This window comes from Pseudomonas sp. PONIH3 (assembly GCF_002934345.1).
Classification (GTDB): domain Bacteria; phylum Pseudomonadota; class Gammaproteobacteria; order Pseudomonadales; family Pseudomonadaceae; genus Aquipseudomonas; species Aquipseudomonas soli.
In genome coordinates this window covers 3916414-3936907 of the sequence record NZ_CP026386.1, presented here as the reverse complement: position 1 = coordinate 3936907, position 20494 = coordinate 3916414, and the positions used below count along the sequence as shown (strand labels likewise).

The 20494-nt window shown below is 64.4% G+C and carries 22 protein-coding genes; 8 read left to right on the top strand and 14 right to left on the bottom strand.

The window, feature by feature from the left end:
* Window positions 1-76 precede the first annotated feature (76 nt).
* Together C3F42_RS18215 and C3F42_RS18210 are read right to left on the bottom strand one after the other, a co-directional pair.
* The gene (locus tag C3F42_RS18215) at window positions 77-664 is read right to left on the bottom strand and encodes a mechanosensitive ion channel family protein (protein ID WP_023630588.1); all 588 of its coding nucleotides are present in this window, start codon (window positions 662-664) and stop codon (window positions 77-79) included.
* Window positions 664-2574: an ATP-binding cassette domain-containing protein gene (locus C3F42_RS18210; protein WP_104444700.1), complete on the bottom strand. Its 1911-nt coding sequence runs from the start codon at window positions 2572-2574 to the stop codon at window positions 664-666. Before C3F42_RS18210 ends, C3F42_RS18215 begins: the two co-directional genes overlap by 1 nt.
* A 50-nt stretch (window positions 2575-2624) precedes the next feature.
* Between C3F42_RS18210 and C3F42_RS18205 the strand changes: the two genes are divergently transcribed.
* Window positions 2625-3104 (top strand): TIGR02444 family protein, encoded by a 480-nt coding sequence (locus tag C3F42_RS18205; protein WP_094010923.1) that lies wholly within the window; start codon window positions 2625-2627, stop codon window positions 3102-3104.
* Here C3F42_RS18205 and C3F42_RS18200 read toward each other — a convergent pair.
* Window positions 3080-4084 carry an AlgP family protein gene (locus tag C3F42_RS18200; RefSeq protein WP_104444699.1) on the bottom strand — a complete coding sequence of 335 codons (1005 nt, stop codon included), beginning with the start codon at window positions 4082-4084 and terminating at the stop codon, window positions 3080-3082. The genes C3F42_RS18205 and C3F42_RS18200 overlap by 25 nt on opposite strands.
* Window positions 4085-4308: 224 nt before the next feature.
* Here C3F42_RS18200 and C3F42_RS18195 point away from each other — a divergent pair, with 224 nt between their 5' ends.
* Window positions 4309-4974 carry an FKBP-type peptidyl-prolyl cis-trans isomerase gene (locus C3F42_RS18195; protein ID WP_094010921.1) on the top strand — a complete coding sequence of 222 codons (666 nt, stop codon included), beginning with the start codon at window positions 4309-4311 and terminating at the stop codon, window positions 4972-4974.
* Window position 4975: 1 nt separating this feature from the next.
* Here C3F42_RS18195 and rsd read toward each other — a convergent pair whose 3' ends face one another.
* The 7 genes from rsd to C3F42_RS18160 all read right to left on the bottom strand — a co-directional run bounded on the left by rsd (window position 4976) and on the right by C3F42_RS18160 (window position 11464).
* Complete coding sequence (rsd, locus tag C3F42_RS18190; RefSeq protein WP_094010920.1) at window positions 4976-5446, bottom strand: sigma D regulator; 471 nt, start codon at window positions 5444-5446, stop codon at window positions 4976-4978.
* A gap of 230 nt (window positions 5447-5676) precedes the next feature.
* The gene (locus C3F42_RS18185; RefSeq protein ID WP_094010919.1) at window positions 5677-6174 is read right to left on the bottom strand and encodes a disulfide bond formation protein B; all 498 of its coding nucleotides are present in this window, start codon (window positions 6172-6174) and stop codon (window positions 5677-5679) included.
* Between the two features lie 269 nt (window positions 6175-6443).
* Window positions 6444-7682 (bottom strand): heme biosynthesis protein HemY, encoded by a 1239-nt coding sequence (locus C3F42_RS18180; protein ID WP_023629194.1) that lies wholly within the window; start codon window positions 7680-7682, stop codon window positions 6444-6446.
* Window positions 7679-8776 (bottom strand): uroporphyrinogen-III C-methyltransferase, encoded by a 1098-nt coding sequence (locus C3F42_RS18175; protein ID WP_038707044.1) that lies wholly within the window; start codon window positions 8774-8776, stop codon window positions 7679-7681. Before C3F42_RS18175 ends, C3F42_RS18180 begins: the two co-directional genes overlap by 4 nt.
* A gap of 46 nt (window positions 8777-8822) precedes the next feature.
* On the bottom strand, window positions 8823-9593 hold the full coding sequence (locus C3F42_RS18170) for a uroporphyrinogen-III synthase (RefSeq protein WP_094010918.1): 771 nt from the start codon (window positions 9591-9593) through the stop codon (window positions 8823-8825).
* Window positions 9590-10531 carry a hydroxymethylbilane synthase gene (gene hemC / locus C3F42_RS18165; protein ID WP_104444698.1) on the bottom strand — a complete coding sequence of 314 codons (942 nt, stop codon included), beginning with the start codon at window positions 10529-10531 and terminating at the stop codon, window positions 9590-9592. Before hemC ends, C3F42_RS18170 begins: the two co-directional genes overlap by 4 nt.
* A gap of 183 nt (window positions 10532-10714) precedes the next feature.
* The gene (locus tag C3F42_RS18160) at window positions 10715-11464 is read right to left on the bottom strand and encodes a LytTR family DNA-binding domain-containing protein (protein ID WP_104444697.1); all 750 of its coding nucleotides are present in this window, start codon (window positions 11462-11464) and stop codon (window positions 10715-10717) included.
* Window positions 11465-11760: 296 nt separating this feature from the next.
* On the opposite strand from C3F42_RS18160, the gene argH reads away from it, so the two are divergent.
* Window positions 11761-13155 carry an argininosuccinate lyase gene (gene argH, locus C3F42_RS18155; protein ID WP_094010916.1) on the top strand — a complete coding sequence of 465 codons (1395 nt, stop codon included), beginning with the start codon at window positions 11761-11763 and terminating at the stop codon, window positions 13153-13155.
* Window positions 13156-13250: 95 nt separating this feature from the next.
* On the opposite strand, the gene C3F42_RS18150 is transcribed toward argH, so the two are convergent.
* Entirely contained in the window at window positions 13251-13913 is a 663-nt protein-coding gene (locus tag C3F42_RS18150) for a glutathione S-transferase (protein WP_023630908.1), read from the bottom strand.
* 146 nt (window positions 13914-14059) lie between these two features.
* Between C3F42_RS18150 and C3F42_RS18145 the strand changes: the two genes are divergently transcribed.
* From C3F42_RS18145 to C3F42_RS18135, 3 genes are all read left to right on the top strand, one after another.
* Window positions 14060-14362, top strand: a complete 303-nt coding sequence (locus C3F42_RS18145) for a hypothetical protein (protein ID WP_023630907.1) — start codon at window positions 14060-14062, stop codon at window positions 14360-14362.
* Between the two features lie 51 nt (window positions 14363-14413).
* A complete protein-coding gene (locus C3F42_RS18140) occupies window positions 14414-14665 on the top strand; it encodes a TIGR02647 family protein (protein ID WP_023630906.1) in 252 nt (83 codons plus the stop codon).
* Window positions 14666-14833: 168 nt separating this feature from the next.
* Window positions 14834-17698: a class I adenylate cyclase gene (locus C3F42_RS18135; protein WP_094010915.1), complete on the top strand. Its 2865-nt coding sequence runs from the start codon at window positions 14834-14836 to the stop codon at window positions 17696-17698.
* 5 nt (window positions 17699-17703) lie between these two features.
* On the opposite strand, the gene rnk is transcribed toward C3F42_RS18135, so the two are convergent.
* From rnk to cyaY, 3 genes are all read right to left on the bottom strand, one after another.
* Window positions 17704-18114: a nucleoside diphosphate kinase regulator gene (rnk, locus tag C3F42_RS18130; protein WP_023630905.1), complete on the bottom strand. Its 411-nt coding sequence runs from the start codon at window positions 18112-18114 to the stop codon at window positions 17704-17706.
* Window positions 18115-18269: 155 nt separating this feature from the next.
* Window positions 18270-18488 carry a DUF1289 domain-containing protein gene (locus C3F42_RS18125; RefSeq protein WP_081941300.1) on the bottom strand — a complete coding sequence of 73 codons (219 nt, stop codon included), beginning with the start codon at window positions 18486-18488 and terminating at the stop codon, window positions 18270-18272.
* 1 nt (window position 18489) lies between these two features.
* On the bottom strand, window positions 18490-18822 hold the full coding sequence (gene cyaY, locus C3F42_RS18120) for an iron donor protein CyaY (protein ID WP_023630903.1): 333 nt from the start codon (window positions 18820-18822) through the stop codon (window positions 18490-18492).
* A gap of 207 nt (window positions 18823-19029) precedes the next feature.
* Here cyaY and C3F42_RS18115 point away from each other — a divergent pair, with 207 nt between their 5' ends.
* Both C3F42_RS18115 and lysA read left to right on the top strand, forming a co-directional pair.
* Window positions 19030-19236, top strand: a complete 207-nt coding sequence (locus C3F42_RS18115; protein WP_052752569.1) for a lipoprotein — start codon at window positions 19030-19032, stop codon at window positions 19234-19236.
* A 9-nt stretch (window positions 19237-19245) separates the two neighbouring features.
* Complete coding sequence (gene lysA, locus C3F42_RS18110; protein ID WP_094010914.1) at window positions 19246-20493, top strand: diaminopimelate decarboxylase; 1248 nt, start codon at window positions 19246-19248, stop codon at window positions 20491-20493.
* Window position 20494 lies beyond the last annotated feature (1 nt).

The following is a 20494-nucleotide window of genomic DNA, read 5'->3' as shown; positions in this document are numbered from 1 at the left end:
ACACCTCGCTCGAACATTTGTTACAAAGCGTTAAGCTACGGTTCTGGCGAAAAAATAACCAGTAAATTCTGCGGCTTCAGTCGGTTTCGATCGATTCCGGCTTGACCGCAGTGGTGGCCTCGGCACCACGCCAACGGCGCACGGCTTTCTGGAAGAACTGGCTGTTGGGCACCTGCACCAGCGCGCCACCCGCTTCCGGCGTTTCCATCAGCGTGGTGTACAGCAGGTTGATGGCGATCACCCGGCCCTTCACTCCCGGTTTGTCGAGGGTGTCGACCAGCTCGACCACATCGCCGATGCGAAACGGCCCGACGGTGAAGATCAGCACCGCGCACAGCAGGTTGGACAGCACGCTCCAGATAGCGAAGAACGCCACCGCCGCCACCGCGACGAAGCCCGACAGCGCGGTCCACAGCACCGTGGCCGATACGCCCAGGCGCTCGAGCACGAACAGCAGCGCGCTGCCCATGATCAGCCAGCGCAAGGCGCCGCGCACCGGCACCATCAGCTCGTGCGGCAACGGGTAGCGTTCGCCCAGGCTTCTCAACCCGCGAGCGACCATGCGCTGCAGGATGAACGCGGCGATCAGGATCAGCAGAATCTGCAACCCCAGCCACATCGAGTCCATCCACTGCCCCGGCAACAGCGAGCGCAGCTCCTCCATCAGGACAGCGCCTCGAGTTCGGCCTGCATGCTTTCGAGGGTCTCAAGGGCCTCCATCCAGGCCTCTTCAAGCTCGCCTTCGCGTTGCTTGAGCTTGGTCTGGCGGGCCAGCAGGTCGCGCAGTTCATCCTTGCGCGCGGCCTCGTACACGCCACCGTCGCCCAGGGCGGTCTCGACCTCGGCCAGGTCCTTGTGCACCTGGTTGAGCTCGGCCTCCAGCTTGTCGGCCGCCTTCTTGTGCGGCGCCAACTGCTGGCGCAGGGCCGCGGCCGCCTGGCGCTGGGCTTTCTTGTCGGTCTTGTCCGGGTTGGCCGGCGTGCTGCTCACCGGCGTGTTGCGCTGGCGGAACTCGACCAGCCAGCGGCTGTAGTCGTCCAGGTCGCCATCGAAGGTGTCGACCTTGCCGTCGGCCACCAGCAGGAAGTCGTTGGTGGTGCTCTTGAGCAAGTGACGGTCGTGGGAGACCACCACCACGGCACCCGCGAAATCCTGCAGCGCCATGGTCAGCGCCAGGCGCATCTCGAGGTCCAGGTGGTTGGTCGGTTCGTCGAGCAGCAGCAGGTTCGGCCGCTCCCAGGCGATCAGCGCCAGGGCCAGGCGGGCCTTCTCGCCACCAGAGAAGTTGACCACCGGCTCGTCGACACGATTGCCGTGGAAGTCGAAGCCACCAAGGAAGTCGCGCAGGGTCTGCTCACGCTCGCCCGGTGCGATACGTTGCAGGTGCAGCAACGGGCTGGCCTTGTCGTCCAGCGAGTCGAGCTGATGCTGGGCGAAGTAGCCGACGGCGAGGTTTTCGCCACGCACCAGGCGCCCGGACAATGGCTGCAGCTCACCGGCGAGGTTCTTGATCAGGGTCGACTTGCCCGCACCGTTGGGGCCGAGCAGGCCGATGCGCGCACCCGGCGCCAGCTGCAGCTTGACCTTCTCGAGGATGGCCTTGTCGCCATAGCCCAGGCGGCCTTCGGACAGATCGAGCAGGGGGCTGGAGATCTTCTCCGACTCACGGAAGACGAAGTCGAAAGGCGAGTCGACGTGGGCCGCCGACAACTCCTCCATGCGTTCCAGGGCCTTGATCCGGCTCTGCGCCTGACGGGCCTTGGTGGCCTGGGCCTTGAAGCGGGCGATGTACTTTTCCATGTGCGCGCGCTGCGCCTGCTGCTTCTCGTAGGCCTGCTGCTGTTGCGCCAGGCGTTCGGCGCGGGTGCGCTCGAAGGCGCTGTAGCCGCCCTTGTAGAGATTGAGCTTGCGCTGTTCGACGTGCAGCACATGGTCGACCACGGCATCGAGGAAGTCGCGGTCGTGGGAGATCAACAGCAGCGTGCCCGGGTAGCCCTTGAGCCAGTCCTCCAGCCAGAGGATGGCGTCGAGATCCAGGTGGTTGGTGGGCTCGTCGAGCAGCAGCAGGTCGGACGGGCACATCAGGGCCTGGGCCAGGTTCAGGCGCATCCGCCAGCCACCTGAGAAATCGCCGACGCGGCGGTCCATCTGCTCGTTGCTGAAGCCGAGGCCGGCCAGCAACTTGCGCGCGCGGGCGTCGGCGGTGTAGCCGTCGGCGCTGTCTAGTTCACTGTGTAGGCGCGCCAGGGCAGTGCCATCGTGGGCCAGTTCGGCGGCGGCCAGTTCAGCCTGGACCTTGCGCAGGCGCACGTCGCCATCGAGGACATAGTCCACGGCGATACGGTCGAGGGTATCGACCTCTTGGCGCATATGAGCGATGCGCCAGTCGCCGGGCAGCTGGCAGTCACCGGCATCGGGCGACAGCTCGCCGCGCAGCAAGGCGAACAGGCTGGATTTGCCGGCACCGTTGGCACCGATCAGGCCGGCCTTGTGGCCGGTGTGCAGGGTCATCTCGGCGCCTTCTAGCAGGCGCTGGGGACCACGCTGTAAAGTGAGGTTCGATAGTCTGATCATGATGGTCGCGGAGTCTACCAGCTTCCCCGATCACTGGCGCGAGTGAAACCATGCACACCGACCTGTGGAATCATGCCCTGGCCCTCTATGCCCGGCCGGGTGTCGAGGCGGCCTGTCTGGCCCTCCAGGAACTGGGCGGCGATGTCTGCCTGCTGCTCTGCGGGACTTGGCTGCAGGCCCGCGGCATAGCCCCTGACGAACAACGGATTGCCACCCTGCAGGCGCTGGCCCGGCCCTGGCAGCGCGACGTCGTGGCGCCGCTACGCTCCCTGCGCCGGCAATGGCGCGAACACGCGCTCGCCGACCCACAACTGAGCGTGATGCGTGAGCAGGTGAAAGCGCTGGAACTGCAGGCTGAACGCACCTTGCTGGAACGCCTGGAAGCGTTGGCGCGTGGGTGGCCGGCGCAAGCGAGCGCGACGCCGGATTGGCTGGCCTGGCTGGTGCCAGGCCTGGCCAGGAACCACGACGCGCTAAATCAGCTGCGCGCCGCGGCCCGTGAGCTTCAGGACGCCGAAGTCGGCGACTGAGGCGCAGTGCCGGTGGTCGCAGGCGTAGTCGCGCTGGCCGCAGGCGCCGGGGTGGCGTTGGCGGCCGGAGTGGCTGGCTTGCTTTCGGCCGGTTTGGCTGGCGCTTTGACAGGCGCCGGTTTCGCGGCTGGCTTGGCTGCCGGTTTCACCGCAGACCTGGTTGCTGCTGGCTTGGCCGGGGCCTTGGTGGCGGCGGTCTTCGCAGGTGCCTTGGCAGCAGCCGGTTTGGCCGCAGGCTTGGTGGCAGGTTTTGCGGCGGCAGTCTTCGCAGGTGCCTTGGCGGCGGCCGGTTTGGCTGCGGGCTTGACGGCAGGTTTCGAAGTGGCGGCCTTCGCAGGTGCCTTGGCGGCAACCGGTTTGGCTGCGGGCTTGGCGGCAGGTTTCGAAGTGGTGGTCTTCGCAGGTGCCTTGGCGGCAACCGGTTTGGCTGCGGGCTTGGCGGCAGGTCTCGCGGCGGCAGCCTTCGCAGGTGCCTTGGCAGTAGCAGGTTTGGCCGCAGGCTTGGCGGCAGGTCTCGCGGCGGCAGCCTTCGCCGGCGCTTTGGTAGCAGCAGGCTTGGCCGCGGCTTTCGGTGCCGTCGTACGCGAGTCCAGAGCCTTGGCGGCCGCCTCGCGCACCTTGCCGACGCCCTGTGCCAGCTTCAGGCTTTCCTGGGCATCACGCTTGAGTTGCTGGATATAAGTGCGGGTCTGAGTCTGGCGATCCTTGAGAGAATCGAGCAAGTCTTCAAGTTCGCCAGCAGCTTTTTGAGCCTTGCCTTGTGCCTTGGCTTTACCGGCCTTGGCGGCATCCTGCAACTTCAGACGAGCATTGTGGAGTTTTTCCTGGGCCTTGCCACGTTGTTTTTCCAACTTGGCCAACAGTTTCTCGGCATCCGCCAGCGCTTGGGAGCAGGCATCTTCCAAATGTTCGAGCAGGCTGCCCGAAAGTTGCTGGAGCAGGTGCAACGGCGTACTTACTGGCTTCTTTTTGGCCGACATGGTTTACCTCCTGGCTGACGAGAGTGCGGCTCATACTATGCTTCTGCTGCTACCGCCGCTAGGGCATGTTGACCGTCTCGGTAGCGCCGCGTTGCATGCCTGGGCAAAGTTGTTGTCTTGCAGCTGGAAACAAGTGTAGTTGCCCATTAGTGCAGTGCCGATATTTACACATCCCTGGCCAACAACGCTGGCATACTTCGCGCTCATTGCCGCAGGAGACCTCCATGCCTCGTTATCTGATTCTCGGCCTGTGCCTGGTATCGCCGCTCTCCCTGGCCAATGCCGAGGCCGCCCCCGCCAACGACAGCGACCTGGCCTACAGCCTGGGCGCCAGCCTCGGTGAACGGCTGCGTCAGGAAGTACCCGGCCTGCAGCTCGACGCCCTGGTCGAAGGGCTGCGCCAGGCCTACCAGGGCGAGCCGCCACGGATTGCCAAGTCACGCATGCAGGCCATCCTTGAACAGCACGAAACCCAAGCCAACGCCGCCGCCGAGCAAGCCCAGGTGGACAAGCTGGTGGAGGCCGAAAAACGCTTTATCGCGGGTGAGCGGGCCAAGACCGGAGTACGTGAGTTGCCCGAGGGTATTCTCTACAGCGAACTGGCCAGCGGCAGCGGTGCGCAGCCCAAGGCCAATGGCCGCGTTCAAGTACGGTATGTGGGCAAGCTTCCGGATGGCACGGTGTTCGACCAGAACCTTCAACCGCAGTGGTTCAAGCTGGACTCGGTGATCGAGGGCTGGCAGGTGGCGCTGCCACGGATGAAAGCGGGAGCAAAATGGCGCCTGGTGATCCCGTCGGCGCAAGCCTACGGCGCCGACGGTGCGGGTGACCTGATCGCACCCTATACCCCACTGGTATTCGAGATCGAACTGCTGGACGTGGCTGACTGAATCAGGCCTGCACCGCGTCTTCTTGCTTGTGGGCGTTGTGCAACACCTCGATCAGGCAATCCTCCAGCTCGAAACGCTCGTGCAACAGGCCGCCGAGTTTGGCCAGTTTCTCGGCAAAGCGCTCGGTATCCCTGCACTCACCTTTCTCGCAATGATCATTGAAAGCCAGGGCGATCTGGGTGCTGTCATCAATGCGTGGGTTGATCTGCTTTGCCAGCTCCAAGGCACCGGTATCACCAAATGCCTTGGCTTCACTGACCAATTGCTCGCTGACTTCGAAGTGCCAGGCCGAGACATAGTCAACCAGCACCGCGCAGAAATCGCGGTTCTTGTCTTTGTCGGCAAACGCCGGCTTGGCATCGCGCAGGGCGCGGAAGGCTTGCACCAACTCCTGGCGCTCCTCCAGCCACCGATCGATCAGCTTGTGAACACCGCCCCAGCGTTCCTGGGCGTTCTGGCAACTATCGAGCATGGCGATCTCTTCCCTTCTGGGTAGATGCCGCTGCACCTCGCGACACAACACCGTGGCACAAAGGTGACATCAGCAAACGGCATCGAGCAGTTGTATTTTCGGTATGCGTGCTGGGAGATTATTCCCGCGCGACCTGCCCATCAAGGTACGCAGCAGACAAAGTTCATACAAGCGTTTAATCCCTCCGCCAGCCACCGCTGGTCGCGCAATCCCCGGCTCGTTGCGCTGGATCAAGCCAACGTGCCGCGGCGCAATCGATACACCACTAGCCACGACAGCGGTTGCGCGGCAAGTAACAGAAACGCCAGCAGGCTCCATTCAGGTAAGGTCAGGTCGAGAAAGCTCCAGTTGACTGACACACATTCCGGGGTACCCATCAGGAACGTTCGCAATATCTCGGCCCAAGGGCGTTCCATCAGATGCGCCAGCGGCAGATGGCAACCACTGACCGGCAACGGTTCGGCCTGTAACCAGACATGTCGGCTGGCCAGCAAAGCGCCAGCAACCGAGAACCCCAAGGCCAGCCACGCATGCACGCGCTGATGCCTGGCGTGGACGACTGCAGCCAGGCAGACCAGTGCATAGAGCCCCAGCATCAGCCGCTGGCTGAAGCACAGCGCGCAAGGGTCGAGGCCGACCAAGTTCTCGAGGCGAAACGACGCCACCAGCACAGAGACGGCGGCCAGGAAGGCGGGAAAGAAAAAGCTGCGCAGGCAGGCCAGCGACATGGGCGAAGGTGATCCGAAAAGAGGAGATGTGGTTTGAAACGGTAGAGGAAAGGAGCGCTTTGTATCAAGTCGCTACAGCACAGACAAGTCGCTGAATGGATAGGGAATCATTTTCACAGAAAGTGGGAATGTTCTGACGCGAACGAAGGAAAAATCAGCGCCTTCCAGTTGCACATCTCACGCCGGGAGCGAGCCTGTCAGCGAGCGCCGCTGCCAGGCACAACCCACAAGGCCAAGGTATTCTGCACGGAACGAATCCAGGCCTGCCTTCAGGCCCGAACCCCTTCCGGCAACGGCAATGCCAGCAAACGTTCATCCAGCAGCCCCAAGCCCTCCTGGAACAACTGGTTGCTGCGCTCGGTCTCGCCCAGCCCGGCCAACAGCCGCGCCAGCTCAGCGCAAGCCTCTGGATTACGCTCCATGCGCAGACTGCTCTCCAGGTAATCCCGGGCCTTGCCCCACAGACGATTCTGCAGGCTCAGCCGGCCCAAGGTAAGCAACAGACTCGGGTCCTGAGGATGCTCCTTCAGCCAACCTTCGGCCGTTTGCAGCTGGCGGGCGGGATCATCACCGCGCACCAGCCCATACAAACGTGCCAGATGGCTTTCATAGCCGCGCTTGAGCGCGCTGCGCAATACCTGCTCGGCCTCACCCTGTGCACCAACCTGGCGCAACTGCTCGGCATAGGCCGAAACCAGTTGCGGCTCCTGACGTTGGGCGTTGGTCAACTGCTGCCAGGCACGCTCGAGCGCTTGGCGAGCAGTCTGCGGATCCTCGCCCCGAGTGCTCGCCAAGCCCAGGTTCTGGCCCCACGCACGCTGCTCCAGACCGGCGAGCTCGTTGGCCGGCAGCACCTTGTGCTTGCGCAAATCCGGCAACAGCCGAATCAGCGCCGACCAGTCCCCACGCTCCAGGTGCAGGCGATGCAGCAGGCGCAGCACCTGCGCATTGTGCGGGTGGCGCTCCTGCATAGCCTGCAGGGCCTCCAGCGCGCCTTCATTCTCGCCACGGTCCATTTGCAACTGGGCATGTGTCAGTGCAACGGCTAGCTCAGCCTGGGGCTGGCGTTCCAGGGCCCGTTCGAGCAATTGATCACGCTCCTCCACCTTGCCCAACTCATTGGCCGCGCGAGCGGCGCCGAGGTAGTAGAGCAATGGCTGGCGATCGGATTCTGCGGCACGCTGCAGATGGCGCTGAGCACTCGCCCAGCGTCCCTCGGCCAGGTCCAGTTGCCCCTGCTCGACAGCGATGCGTTTGCGACGGTTACGGTTGCGCCGTGACCAAGGGTTGACCACCCCGGAGGACGTCAGCACAAGCCCGACGAGGTAACGCACCAGCAGCAGCGAGAGAACAATCCCGACCAGCGCGCCAATCGCCGCCCACAGCCCCGACTGGTAGCGGAAGCTACCGTAGGCAATCAGCACGTAGCCGCTGTGCTTGGCAATCGCGATACCCAGCGCCGCGGCGATGACGATCGCCAGCACTGCCAGCAGGTAGACGCGCTTCATGGCTTGGCCCCCTCGTCGACTGGCAGGTGGCGGCGCTGGATGTAGGCCTGCACCGCTGCCAGGCTTTCGCTCAGGTCAGGGGTGACCACCGACACCGGCTGTTCGGCCAGTTGATTGAGACTGTCGAGCATCGCCTTGCTCTGCGGGTTGTCCGGGTTGAAGTTGGCCAGCAACACGCTGCGCGCATCGTCCAAAGCCTGGGTGTAGACCTTGGCTTCGCCATTGAGAGCTGCCCATTGGGCCTGCTCGATGGTCAGGCTCAAGGCCAGCCGCAGCTGGTTGAGCGACTGGCCGGACAGCAATGGCCGGACGTTATCGTCGGCATTGAACTCGATCTGGAAATACTTGGAGATCTCCGCCCACCATTGCGACCAGCGGCTGGCGCCGTCGCCATCGGCCGTCAGAGCGCCCATGGCATCGGCCTGGCTGTCGAACTCCGGCGACTGGGCGCTGAGCTGCTGGACCAGCTCGCGCTGCGCGGCAAGCTTGAGGAACAGACCGGTACGGTCCGGCTGCTGGGTACTGGACAGCGTCGCCAGGCTGCGTGCCAACTGCTCGCGGGCAGCGAAAGCGCCTGGGTCGCTCTGCTCACGAAGAATCTCATCGGCGCCCTCGACCAACGCCTTGGCGCTGGTAATGTCCTGCAATGCAGAGAGGCGCAAGGTCGCCAGCCGCAGCAAGTGCTCAGCCTCGGCCAGACGCCACTCCTTGCGGCTTTCGCCCAGTACCGTCTCCAGGCGCTGGCTCAGGCGTTGCTGGTCGCCCTGCAGTTGCGCCACAAGGCGACGACGGTCCTCCAGTTCACTGGCTGCTGGCAGGCTGGCCAGTTGGGCGCTGAGCTGCTGCTCCCGCTGCTGCAGTGCATCGGCACGCTGATTCAGGGCTTGCAGGTGTTCGCCCTGCCCCTGCTCGCTGCCTTGCAGTTGGCGAACCTGCCAGACGCCCCAGCCGCCGACCGCGACGCCAGCGGCGCCCAGCAGCAGCGCCAGCAGCGCCAAGCCGTTGCCGGAGCGTCGGGCGGGCTTGGCGGTGGTAGGTTCCGGCGCTTCGAGCGCCGAGGGTTGTTCGGTGTTGGACAAGACAGTTTCGCTCACGTATCCATCCTTTGCATGGTGGCGCATCGCTTTCTAGCTTAGCGCCTTAAGGGGCAGGCGCAGCGGTACGCTGCACGGCTGCCAGCAAGGCCGTGGCGCTCGCGCCACGACAATCCACAATATCCAGCGCCCCGAGTGCACGGGCTTGTTCGGCTACCCGTGGGCTGGGCACGAACAACGGCAATCGAGAAAACCGCGGCCAGTCCGCACCCGCCAGTCGATGCAAGTGTTCAAGACCCTGCCCACTGCTGACCACCAGGCCATTGAGGCGTTCCCCATCGATGCTTCGAGCGAGGGTTCCGGTAGGGTAGTCGGGCAGGCAGCGGCGATACAATTCCAGATAATCGACACTAGCACCTTGCTCGGCAAGACGCTCTGCCAACAGTTCACGACCTCCGAGGCCGCGCACGATCAGTACGCGAGGCCTCGCTGACGCGGCAATAGCCTCGCGCAAGGCGGGCAGCCCGAGCAAGGCCTCGCTGTCGTCACCGGCCTCTGGAAAGACCACTTGCAGCCCATGCTCCTGAAGAATTCGCGCCGTCGCCTCACCTACTGTGAACCAACCTGCGCAAGGCGGCGTCACTCCCGCCTGGGCGAGCTGGTCCAGCAGCAGGCGGGCCGCCGGCTTGCTGACCACGATGATGGCCTGAACCTCGGCGATCGTCCGCAGGTGCTGCATCTGCAACGGCTCCGGCGCGAGTGCCTCGATAACCAGCAACGGCAGGCTGGCACTGGCAATACCCGCGTCGGCCAGCGTCTGCGCCAGTGCCGCACAGTCCTCTTCAGGGCGGGTCAGCAGCAGGCGCCAGGGGCTCACGGGTGGCCGGCCTCGCCGTAGACTTCCTTGAGGATCGCCTCGGCGCCCTGCCCCAGCAGGTCTTCGGCGACCTGTACGCCCAGGGCCTCGGCATCCACGCGCGCAGCGCGGGCTTCGGCCACCAGCAAGGTGCCACCGGAGGGCTGGCCAACCAGGCCACGCAGCCACAGCTGTTCGCCTTCAAGCACCGCATAGCAGGCGATCGGCACCTGGCAGCCACCATTGAGGCGCTTGTTCAGGGCACGCTCGGCCACCACCCGGTCAGCGGTGTCGGCATGGTGCAGCGGCGCCAGCAGGGCATGAATCTCGGTATCGGCGCTACGGCATTCGATCCCCACCGCACCCTGGCCACCAGCCGGCAGGCTGTCATCGACACTGATGGAGGCGGAAATGCGGTCCTCGAAGCCGAGGCGGATCAGGCCGGCAGCGGCAAGGATGATGGCGTCGTATTCGCCGGCATCGAGCTTGGCCAGGCGGGTATTGACGTTGCCGCGCAGGAAGCGGATCTGAAGGTCGGGCCGACGCGCCAGCAATTGCGCCTGGCGACGCAGGCTCGAAGTGCCGACGACACTGCCGGCCGGCAGGGCTTCGAGATTTGCGAAGGTGTTGGAAACAAAGGCATCGCGCGGGTCTTCACGTTCACAGATGCAGTACAGGCCCAGGCCTTCAGGGAAGTCCATGGGCACGTCTTTCATCGAATGCACGGCGATGTCGGCTTCGTTGTCGAGCAGCGCGGTTTCCAGCTCCTTGACGAACAGGCCCTTGCCGCCGATCTTCGCCAGCGGCGCGTCGAGCAGCTTGTCGCCACGGCTGACCATGGGCACCAGGGTCACGACGAGGCCTGGGTGCGCCTGTTCCAGGCAGGCTTTGACATATTCGGCCTGCCACAGGGCCAAGGCACTTTTACGGGTGGCAATGCGGATTTCGCGAGTGGACATGAAACGCCCCGAACCAGAGAAATGCCGCCGATGATAACAGCTCCTCCGGGCGTGCCCGCAGATTCAGATCAGCAAAGCGCCACGCGGGAGCGGGCTTGATCCGCGATCGCGATGGCGGGCATTACACCTCATCGCGGGGCAAGTCGGGTCGCCGCATCGCCGCTCCCACGCAATCAAAGGGTTTCAGTGCAAGGACTGCATCATCTTGCGCACCCCGGCCACATGCCGCCGGCTGACGGTCAGGGCATCGCCCTCGAGCCCCTTCAGATAGAGCTGGAAATGCCCCAGCGGCGTGCGCTGCAGCCGTTCGATGCGCTCACGGGCAACCAGCGCGTTGCGGTGAATACGCACGAAACGCTCGCCGAACTCGTCTTCCAAGGCCTTGAGCGGCTCGTCGAGCAGCACTTCGCCTGCCTCGTGGCGCAAGGTCACGTATTTGTGATCTGCGATGAAATAAATGACCTGCGGAATCGGGATCAGCTCGATGCCCTTGCGGGTACGGGCACTGATGTGGCTGCGCGGCCCGCCGCCGGCGTCACCCGCTGGGCGAGTCAGCGCGGCCAGTTGCGCGCGGTTGGGCTTTTCGGCCCGGTGCAGCGCGTCACGCAACGCCGGGAGTTGGATGGGCTTCTCGACATGGCTCAAGGTGCTGTCCTTGAACGCTTCGCTGCCGTATTCGTCGTCGCCGGTGCAAAACACCACCGCAGGCGGCGATTCGCGCTCGCACAGGCGGGCCGCGACCTGCAGGCCATCAAGGCCAGGCATGCCGATGTCCAGCACCACCACGTCTGGCTTGAGGCTTTCGATCAGGGTCAGGGCCTCCTCGCCGTTGGTGGCGCTGGGCTCCATCACGGTGTAACCCTCCAGCTCGCCAAGCAGCCGGCTCAAGCGCTCGCGCGCCTGGGGTTCATCATCAACGATCAGGACATTCATAATTGCGCTGGATTCCTGAGTGAGTCTCGCACGGGTATAGCGTAGACAAATGTGGGCGACCGAAACGCGGTCACGCTACAGACCGGTGCGAAGGCCAAAGATTCACTGGCCTGGCAGATTTGCCGCCAGCCCTTTGTCCAACTGTAGACGCTCCGTGGAACGCTGCCGTTCAATCGTTGAATATGCCGCACCCCCAGGTTACCGGGTGATTCTCACGACCAGCGCCCTGCGGCGGCGGACGCAACCCTGCTATGATCGGCGCCACTTTTCCGTTCACGCCTTCAACGAGTGAATCCATGAGCACCGACAAGACCAATCAGTCCTGGGGCGGCCGCTTCAGTGAGCCCGTCGACGCCTTCGTCGCCCGCTTCACCGCCTCGGTCGATTTCGACAAGCGCCTTTACCGTCACGACATCATGGGTTCGATCGCCCACGCCACCATGCTGGCGCAGGTCGGCGTACTCAGCGACGCCGAGCGCGACACCATCATCGATGGCCTGAAGACCATCCAGGGTGAGATCGAGGCCGGCACCTTCGATTGGCGCGTCGACCTGGAAGACGTGCACATGAACATCGAGGCGCGCCTGACCGATCGCATCGGCATCACCGGCAAGAAGCTCCACACCGGTCGCAGCCGCAACGACCAGGTGGCCACCGACATCCGCCTGTGGCTGCGTGACGAGATCGACCTGATCCTGGCCGAGATCACCCGCCTGCAAAAGGGCCTGCTGGAACAGGCCGAGCGTGAAGCCGAGACCATCATGCCCGGCTTCACCCACCTGCAGACCGCACAGCCGGTGACCTTCGGCCACCACCTGCTGGCCTGGTTCGAAATGCTCAGCCGCGACTACGAGCGCCTGGTCGACTGCCGCAAGCGCGCCAACCGCATGCCCCTGGGCAGCGCCGCGCTGGCCGGCACCACCTACCCGATCGACCGCGAGCTGACCTGCAAGCTGCTGGGCTTCGAGGCCGTGGCCGGTAACTCGCTGGACGGCGTCTCGGACCGCGACTTCGCCATCGAATTCTGTGCCGCCGCCAGCATCGCCATGATGCACCTGTCGCGCTTCTCCGAAGAGCTGGTGCTGTGGACCAGCGCGCAATTCCAGTTCATCGACTTGCCTGATCGCTTCTGCACCGGCAGCTCGATCATGCCGCAGAAGAAGAACCCCGACGTACCGGAGCTGGTGCGTGGCAAGAGCGGCCGCGTGTTCGGCGCCCTTACCGGCCTGCTGACCCTGATGAAAGGCCAGCCGCTGGCCTACAACAAGGACAACCAGGAGGATAAAGAGCCGCTGTTCGACGCCGCCGACACCCTGCGCGACTCGCTGCGCGCCTTCGCCGACATGATCCCGGCGATCAAGCCCAAGCACGCGATCATGCGCGAGGCGGCCCTGCGCGGCTTCTCCACCGCCACGGACCTCGCCGACTACCTGGTGCGCCGCGGCCTGCCGTTCCGTGACTGCCACGAAATCGTCGGCCACGCGGTGAAACATGGCGTCGACACTGGCAAGGACCTGGCCGAGATGAGCCTGGAAGAGCTGCGCCAGTTCAGCGACCAGATCGAGCAGGACGTGTTTGCCGTGCTGACCCTGGAAGGTTCGGTCAACGCCCGCAACCATATCGGCGGCACCGCGCCGGCGCAGGTGCGCGCGGCCGTGGTGCGCGGCAAGGCCTTGCTGGCTTCGCGCTAAGCGCTTCTGCCAGATCAATCGCGGGGCAAGGCCGCTCCCACGCCGCCTGTGCAAGGAGACGTGGGAGCGGCCTTGCCCCGTGATCGTTTCCGGCCTTAGCGCTTGCCGCTTTTGACCATTTCGAGGAACGCCGGCATCGCCGCATCCTTGTCCGCCACGATCCGCGCCATGTGCGGGTTCTCACCCAACAACTGCAACAGCGCCTTCGCTTCCGGGAAATCCGCCAGGAAGTCGATGCTCAGCACCTTCTTGCCCACCGCACAGGCCAGGTCGACCGAGAAACAGAACATCAGGTCGGCGATGGTCAGCTGCTCACCGGCCGCATAAGGCGCAAACTTGCCATTGCGCTTGAGAGTGGCAAAACCCGCCAGCAGGTCGGCCCGCGCCCGCTCCTTGATCAGCGGCTCCACCGCCGCGCCGAAAAACGCCTCGGCATAGCAGGTACGCGCCGGCAACTCGATATACAGCTCGATTTCCCGCAGCAGCTCGCGCACCTTGGCCTGCCCGAAGGCATCGGCCGGCAGCAGCGCCTTGCCCGGCTGGGTCTGCTCGATGTAGTCGAGGATGACCCCGGTCTCGCTGATGAAACCGTGCTCGGTCTGCAGCACTGGCACCTTGCCACGGGGGCTGATGGCCAGGGCTTGAGGCAACTGGCCGCCGAAGAACGGCACCTCTTCGAAGGGCACGCCTTTCTCCAGCAAGGCCAGCTTGACCATGTTGTAGTAGTTGCTGACCGCGAATCCATGAAGCTTGAGCATTGAGACAGCCTCCAAGGCCGTATGGGGTTGGCCCGGCTGTTATAGCTCCCTTGCCCACCCTTGGCCAGTGCCATGCCCGGCGCTGATGGCCGGGCATTGCCAGCGCAAGCGTGGCACACTGTGTGCCTCACCACAGGAGCACCGCCATGAGCGAACCCCAAGACATCGACAACAATGATGAAGAAGACTTCGCCGAGGCCACCCTGACCCAGGCGATCGAGAACCAGATCGAAAGCGGCGAGCCGCCAGCCGCCAAGGCCACCTTCAACAAGCTGACCCTGGTCGGCTACGAGCGTGAAGACATCCTCAACCTCATGGCCCACGTGCTGGCCATCGAGATCGACGCCATGCTCGACGAAGATCGCCCGTTCGATACCGAGTGGTACGAAACCGCCCTGCGCGCCCTGCCGGAGCTGCCACCTGAGGCGGATCAAGGCGGCATCGAATAAGCCTGACTACACTCCTGACTTCCATCCTTGTCTCGAAGTCAGGAGTTGCCCATGCCTTTTACCCCAGAACTGATCGCCGAACTGGAAGTCCTTTCCCAGTTCAACCTGGACAACCACCAGGAAGGCATCAAGGTCAGCAGCGACGCCTCCCCCGCCCTGGTCGCCGCCGCCAAGCGCCTGCATGACAAAGGGCTCACCGACCAACCCGATGGTGGTTACCTGACCAGCCTCGGTATCGATGCCGCTGAAAGCGTCCGGCTTTTGCTGACCATCCTCAAATCAAAATCCGCCCAGCCGGCCTGAACCCCTGCTCCCGCTCCTGCAACTCGGCAGACCTGCAGGAGCGGGCTTAACCATCGATGGCTTGCACAGGCGTTGCAAATCTGACGTCAAAAAGCCAGCAACCCCTTATCCGACCGCGCCACTCAGGCTAAACTCGCCAGTGCTTCCCCCGGCCTGCCTGAGCGCGCAATGAACCACCCCCACGAAATCCGCCCCGACCTGGAACAAGGCATCGACCGCAAGGAGCTGGCCAAGCTGCGCGCGCGCTTCCTGAAGATCAACCAGGGCCGCCTGGCACGGGCGATGGAAGGGTTATCCACACGCCAGCAGCAGGTCCTCACGCTGCTGCCGCTGTTCTTCCACGTCAATCATCCGCTGCTGCCAGGCTATGTTTCCGGCACCACCCCCGCAGGGGTCTCCGGTTTCGAGCCCGACGACGAGCTGCTCGCCGAAGCCCAGCGCCTGACCCGCTCGTTCACCTACAAGCCACGCCACGGCAAGCCGCCGCAGCCGATCCACGGCCTGTTCCTGATGGGCAGCCTCGGCACGCTGGCCCAGGCCGAGCAGAGCGACATGGACCTGTGGGTGTGCCATGCACCGGACCTGGACGAGCAGGCCGTGGCCGACCTGCGACGCAAGTGCCAGTTGCTCGAAACCTGGGCGGCCAGCCAGGGCGCCGAAGCACACTTCTTCCTGATCGAACCCCGGGGCTTCGTCCAGGGCGAGCGTGACAGCCAGCTCAGCTCCGACGACTGCGGCACCACCCAGCATTACCTGCTGCTCGACGAGTTCTACCGCACCGCCATCTGGCTGGCCGGGCGCACGCCACTGTGGTGGCTGGTGCCGGTCTACCAGGAGCACAACTACCGCGACTACACCCAGACCCTGCTGTCCAAGCGCTTCATCCGTGCCCAGGACGACCTCGACCTCGGCCACCTGGCGCATATCCCGTCGGGCGAGTTCGTCGGCGCCGGGCTGTGGCAGCTGTTCAAGGGCATCGACTCACCCTACAAGTCGCTGCTCAAGCTGCTGCTCACCGAGGCCTACGCCAGCGAACACCCGCAGGTGCGCTGCCTGAGCCTGGACTACAAGCAGGCCGTGTTCGCCAACCAGCTGGACCTGGATGAGCTCGACCCCTATGTGATGGTCTACCGCCGTATCGAGCGTTACCTGCTCCTGCGTGGCGAGCCGGCACGCCTGGAGCTGGTACGGCGCAGCCTGTATCTGAAGGTGAACAAGAAACTCGGCGACCTGGGTCGCAGCCGCAGCGGGGGCTGGCAGCGCCAATTGTTGGGGCGCCTGACCGAGGAATGGGGCTGGGACGAACGCCAACTGGCGCTGCTCGACAGCCGCAGCCAGTGGAAAGTACGCCAGGTGGCCGTCGAGCGCCGCGAACTGGTGGCCGAGCTGAACCACAGCTATCGCTTCCTGACCCAGTTTGCCCGCCAGCAGAACGCCAACAGCCGGGCCGACCAGCGTGACCTCAATGTGCTTGGCCGCCGCCTCTACGCCGCCTTCGAGCGCCGTGCCGGCAAGATCGAGGTGATCAACCCGGGCATCGCTCCGGACCTGGCCGAGGACACCCTCACCTTGGTGCAATCACCCAACCGCAAGGAACCGGGCACACACCACTGGGGGCTGTACAACGGCAATCTGGGCGTACACGAGTGGGAGCACTTCAGCCCGATCAAGCGCTGCCGCGAACTGCTCGAACTGCTCACCTGGGCCCACCGCAATGGCGTGATCGACAGCAGTACGCGCCTGGCCTTGCACCCGGGCGCCAGCGACCTGAGCGAGTTCGAGCTGTTCAACCTTATCGGCAGCCTGCAGCAGAGCATCCCCCTGCCTCTGGAGACAGTCAGCGAGGTGCGCCTGCTGCAGCCGAGCGTGGCCGACGAGATCCTGCTGCTGGTGAATGTCGGCGTCGACCCGCTGCGCCATCACCGCGACCTGAACATCCTGATGACCACCGAGCGCACCGACTCGCTCAGCTACGCCGGGGTGCGCGAGAACCTGGTACTGACCCTCGACCAGATCACCCTCAACAGCTGGAACGAGGTGCTGGTCCAGCGCTACGACGGCGAGCATGCGCTGGTGCGCTGCCTGCGCGACTTCCTTAACAGCCTGGGCCAGCGCAGCCATCGCCCGCGGGTGCGGGTGCGCTGCTATTGCCACAACCGCGCCCAAGCCATCAGCCAGCGGGTCGAGGAGATTTTCGACACCGTGCAACTGCTGCTCGACCAAGGCCTGAATCACCGTTATTTGCTACAGGTGGCCCAGCACACCCACATCCTCGACTTGCAGCCCGGGCAGGTCACCTTGGCCAGCCTAGCCGACCACGACGCCGTGCTGGCGGCGCTCGGCGAGGAGCGCAGCAGCTACAGCCCATTGCACCTGGACACCCACGCCCTGCAGGACCACGACCTGCCACTGGTCCTGGCCCAGGGCCAACCCGGCTGCATCCAGGTGTTCTACCGTCTGCTCGAAGGCTGGGCCGACCTGTACGTGCTCGACGAGCACAACGCGCTCTGGCAGCAGCGGCTGCCGCAACAGGACGAGCCGCACCTGCTGCTGCCATTGCAGCGCTTCCTGCAAGCGATGGTGATGCGCCGCGATGCCCTGCTGCCCTTGGACAGCCTGCAACAAGCATCGCTGGACATCCTCTACTACCAGTTGCTGCCATCCGGTCCAGGCAAGGCGCGCAGCCTGGAACCCAGGCCGGCACCCGCGGACAGCCAGAACCAGGCCTGTTTCGAGGTCCAGGCGATCCTCCAGGCCGGCACGGGCGATGAGGTGCACGTCACCCTTTACTGCGACCAGCAGGAGTTTTCCGAACTGGAGCATGGCGACCAGCTGTATGCCGTGGTCGCGCGACAGATCCTGCGCCAGCGTCGCGGCAGCGGCAGTTACCGCTGCTACATCACCGACCTCGACCTGTCCGAACTGCTGGAGGACGAGCAAGGGTCCACCAGCCTCTGCCTACGCTACAAACGCGAACTGGAACAGGCACTCAACGATGGGCTGCAACAGCTGCAGGCGCGGCTGGAGCCCTGATCAACTCAGAGATCGAAGTCCCCTGCCGCTTCCGGCTGGTACTCGACTGCCAGCAGCTCGAGCTTGAGCGTCTTGCCGCCCGGCGCCGGCCAGTCGATCTGGTCACCCACCGACAGGCCCAGCAATGCGCAGCCGATCGGCGCAAGGATCGAGACGTTGCCTTCAGGACCCGCGTCCTTCGGATACACCAGGGTCAGGTGGTAATCCTTGCCACTGGCGATCTCGCGGCAGTGCACGCGAGAGTTCATGGTCACCACGCCGGCCGGGACTTCCTCGTGACCCACCACTTTCTCGGCGCGGTCCAGCTCGTCCTGCAGGGCGAGCATACCCGGGGTGCTTTCATCGAGGCTGTCGAGCAGGCGCTCGAGACGCTGCACGTCCAGTCGGGTGAGGATGAGGGAAGGCTTGGTGCTCATGATCCAGTCAGACTCCTTTGAACAGGCAATTTACTAAAGGCAGATAAAGCAAAACCCCGCCCAAGGGCGGGGTTTGTGAAATGCTTGGCGTCACCGACGCAGACCCTGACACTACCACAGCGGGGCAAATACTCAAGCCCACACCGCCGTTGTGGCTATGCCTGGCCCCCCGCTTTCAGGGCCAGCGCCTCGCGGCAGATCTGCCGGCGCCGCTCGTCATCGGCCGCACGCCACTCGCGGATATGCTCGACGTGGCGGTGGCAACCGGTGCACACCTTGCGCTCATCCAGCCGACATATGCTGATACAAGGTGACGGCACCGCCGGACTTACATTGCTGTAGAGCGGCTTGGGGGGCCTGGGCTGTTCGCTCATTTCAAATCTCGTCGAAGTCCAGCTTCTCGCCGGCCCGCTCCCAGACGATGCGCTCGAGCATCTCGCCGAGCAGCTCTTCGCTCTTCTCACACACCCACTTGCCGCTCTCTTGGTCATAGTCGAAGTGGAAACCACCGGACTTGTCCGCCAGCCACAGTTGGCGCAGCGGCTCCTGGCGGCTGAAGATCAGCTGGCTGCCATTGTCGAACTTGATGGTCAGGACGCCGGCGGAATTTTCCATGTCCAGGTCCATGCCGCTTTCATCGAACAGGTCTTCCAGGGCCTGTTGGGTCGCGTCGACCAGGTCGTGGAAACGCGCTTCGCTCAAACTCATTGCAGGGACCTCGAAAAATGGCTGTACACACGCAAGCCGGGCACGATAAGGGCGAAAGCTTCAAGCTACAAGCTAATAGCTGCAAGAAAAAGCCGCATGTCCTTCGGTCGCCTACGCCCGCCGAGCGGGGGCACCCCTTGCATAGGCAATCAGGTGGTCGCTCGGTATACTCGGCCGCAATACTGCATATTTCCAAGGATTTCACCCATGAAACGCCTGATTTCCTCCCTCGCGGCAGTGGTCGCGGTTGCTTGCCTGGTTTCGGCCTGCGGTCAGAAAGGCCCCCTGTACCTGCCGGAAGACGGCAAGGACGGCAAAGGCCCGCGCAAGTCGCACCAGCATGCCAAGCCTGTCCAGCCTCAGCCAGTGCTGGAGCAGCAGCAAGAGCAGCCTGAAGAGTCGCCCGCGCAGTAAGGAAATCCCATGGATGCATTCAACTACCGCGGCGGCGAGCTGTTCGCGGAAGGGGTGGCCCTGTCGGCGATCGCCGAACGCTTCGGAACGCCCACCTACGTGTACTCGCGTGCCCATATCGAGGCGCAGTACCGCAGCTACACCGATGCCTTGCACGGGGTGGATCACCTGGTCTGCTTCGCGGTCAAGGCCAACTCCAACCTGGGCGTGCTGAACCTGCTGGCGCGCCTGGGCGCGGGCTTCGACATCGTCTCCGGCGGTGAACTGGAACGCGTGCTGGCCGCCGGCGGCCGCGCCGATCGCGTGGTGTTCTCCGGGGTCGGCAAGACCCGTGAAGACATGCGCCGCGCCCTGGAAGTGGGGGTGTACTGCTTCAACGTCGAGTCCACCGACGAGCTCGAGCGCCTGCAAATGGTGGCCGCCGAGATGGGCAAGGTCGCGCCGGTGTCGCTACGCGTGAACCCGGACGTCGACGCCGGCACCCACCCGTACATCTCCACGGGCCTCAAGGAAAACAAGTTCGGCATCGCCATAGCCGACGCCGAGGCCATCTACGTGCGCGCCGCGCAGTTGCCGAACCTCGACGTGGTCGGCGTCGACTGCCATATCGGCTCGCAGCTGACCACCGTCGAGCCGTTCCTCGATGCCCTCGACCGCCTGCTGGTGTTGGTCGACCGCCTGGCCGAGTGCGGCATCCACCTGCGTCACCTCGACCTGGGTGGCGGTGTCGGCGTGCGCTATCGCGACGAGCAGCCCCCGGAGCTGGCCGACTACATCAAGGCCATCCGCGAGCGCGTCGGCAGCCGCGACCTGGCCCTGGTGTTCGAGCCGGGCCGCTACATCGTCGCCAATGGCGGCGTGCTGCTGACCCGCGTGGAATACCTCAAGCACACCGAGCACAAAGACTTCGCCATCATCGACGCGGCCATGAACGACCTGATCCGCCCGGCCCTTTACCAGGCCTGGATGGACGTCAGCGCGGTCAAGCCCCGCGAAGGTCAAGGCCGGGCCTACGATCTGGTCGGCCCTATCTGCGAGACCGGCGACTTCCTGGGCAAGGACCGCGTGCTGGACCTGACCGAGGGCGACCTGCTGGCCGTGCGCTCCGCGGGCGCCTATGGTTTCGTCATGAGCTCCAACTACAACACCCGTGGCCGCTGCGCCGAAGTGCTGGTCGATGGCGACCAGGCCTTCGAAGTGCGTCGCCGCGAGACCGTCACCGAACTGTTCGCCGGCGAAAGCCTGCTGCCGGAGTGAA

What these genes read in the sequence shown, in the direction of transcription:
- C3F42_RS18215 (WP_023630588.1), bottom strand. Translation starts at nt 664, where the DNA reads ATGGAGGAGCTGCGCTCGCTGTTGCCGGGGCAGTGGATGGACTCGATG.
- C3F42_RS18210 (WP_104444700.1), bottom strand. Translation starts at nt 2,574, where the DNA reads ATGATCAGACTATCGAACCTCACTTTACAGCGTGGTCCCCAGCGCCTG.
- C3F42_RS18205 (WP_094010923.1), top strand. Translation starts at nt 2,625, where the DNA reads ATGCACACCGACCTGTGGAATCATGCCCTGGCCCTCTATGCCCGGCCG.
- C3F42_RS18200 (WP_104444699.1), bottom strand. Translation starts at nt 4,084, where the DNA reads ATGTCGGCCAAAAAGAAGCCAGTAAGTACGCCGTTGCACCTGCTCCAG.
- C3F42_RS18195 (WP_094010921.1), top strand. Translation starts at nt 4,309, where the DNA reads ATGCCTCGTTATCTGATTCTCGGCCTGTGCCTGGTATCGCCGCTCTCC.
- rsd (WP_094010920.1), bottom strand. Translation starts at nt 5,446, where the DNA reads ATGCTCGATAGTTGCCAGAACGCCCAGGAACGCTGGGGCGGTGTTCAC.
- C3F42_RS18185 (WP_094010919.1), bottom strand. Translation starts at nt 6,174, where the DNA reads ATGTCGCTGGCCTGCCTGCGCAGCTTTTTCTTTCCCGCCTTCCTGGCC.
- C3F42_RS18180 (WP_023629194.1), bottom strand. Translation starts at nt 7,682, where the DNA reads ATGAAGCGCGTCTACCTGCTGGCAGTGCTGGCGATCGTCATCGCCGCG.
- hemC (WP_104444698.1), bottom strand. Translation starts at nt 10,531, where the DNA reads ATGTCCACTCGCGAAATCCGCATTGCCACCCGTAAAAGTGCCTTGGCC.
- C3F42_RS18160 (WP_104444697.1), bottom strand. Translation starts at nt 11,464, where the DNA reads ATGAATGTCCTGATCGTTGATGATGAACCCCAGGCGCGCGAGCGCTTG.
- argH (WP_094010916.1), top strand. Translation starts at nt 11,761, where the DNA reads ATGAGCACCGACAAGACCAATCAGTCCTGGGGCGGCCGCTTCAGTGAG.
- C3F42_RS18150 (WP_023630908.1), bottom strand. Translation starts at nt 13,913, where the DNA reads ATGCTCAAGCTTCATGGATTCGCGGTCAGCAACTACTACAACATGGTC.
- C3F42_RS18145 (WP_023630907.1), top strand. Translation starts at nt 14,060, where the DNA reads ATGAGCGAACCCCAAGACATCGACAACAATGATGAAGAAGACTTCGCC.
- C3F42_RS18140 (WP_023630906.1), top strand. Translation starts at nt 14,414, where the DNA reads ATGCCTTTTACCCCAGAACTGATCGCCGAACTGGAAGTCCTTTCCCAG.
- C3F42_RS18135 (WP_094010915.1), top strand. Translation starts at nt 14,834, where the DNA reads ATGAACCACCCCCACGAAATCCGCCCCGACCTGGAACAAGGCATCGAC.
- rnk (WP_023630905.1), bottom strand. Translation starts at nt 18,114, where the DNA reads ATGAGCACCAAGCCTTCCCTCATCCTCACCCGACTGGACGTGCAGCGT.
- C3F42_RS18125 (WP_081941300.1), bottom strand. Translation starts at nt 18,488, where the DNA reads ATGAGCGAACAGCCCAGGCCCCCCAAGCCGCTCTACAGCAATGTAAGT.
- cyaY (WP_023630903.1), bottom strand. Translation starts at nt 18,822, where the DNA reads ATGAGTTTGAGCGAAGCGCGTTTCCACGACCTGGTCGACGCGACCCAA.
- C3F42_RS18115 (WP_052752569.1), top strand. Translation starts at nt 19,030, where the DNA reads ATGAAACGCCTGATTTCCTCCCTCGCGGCAGTGGTCGCGGTTGCTTGC.
- lysA (WP_094010914.1), top strand. Translation starts at nt 19,246, where the DNA reads ATGGATGCATTCAACTACCGCGGCGGCGAGCTGTTCGCGGAAGGGGTG.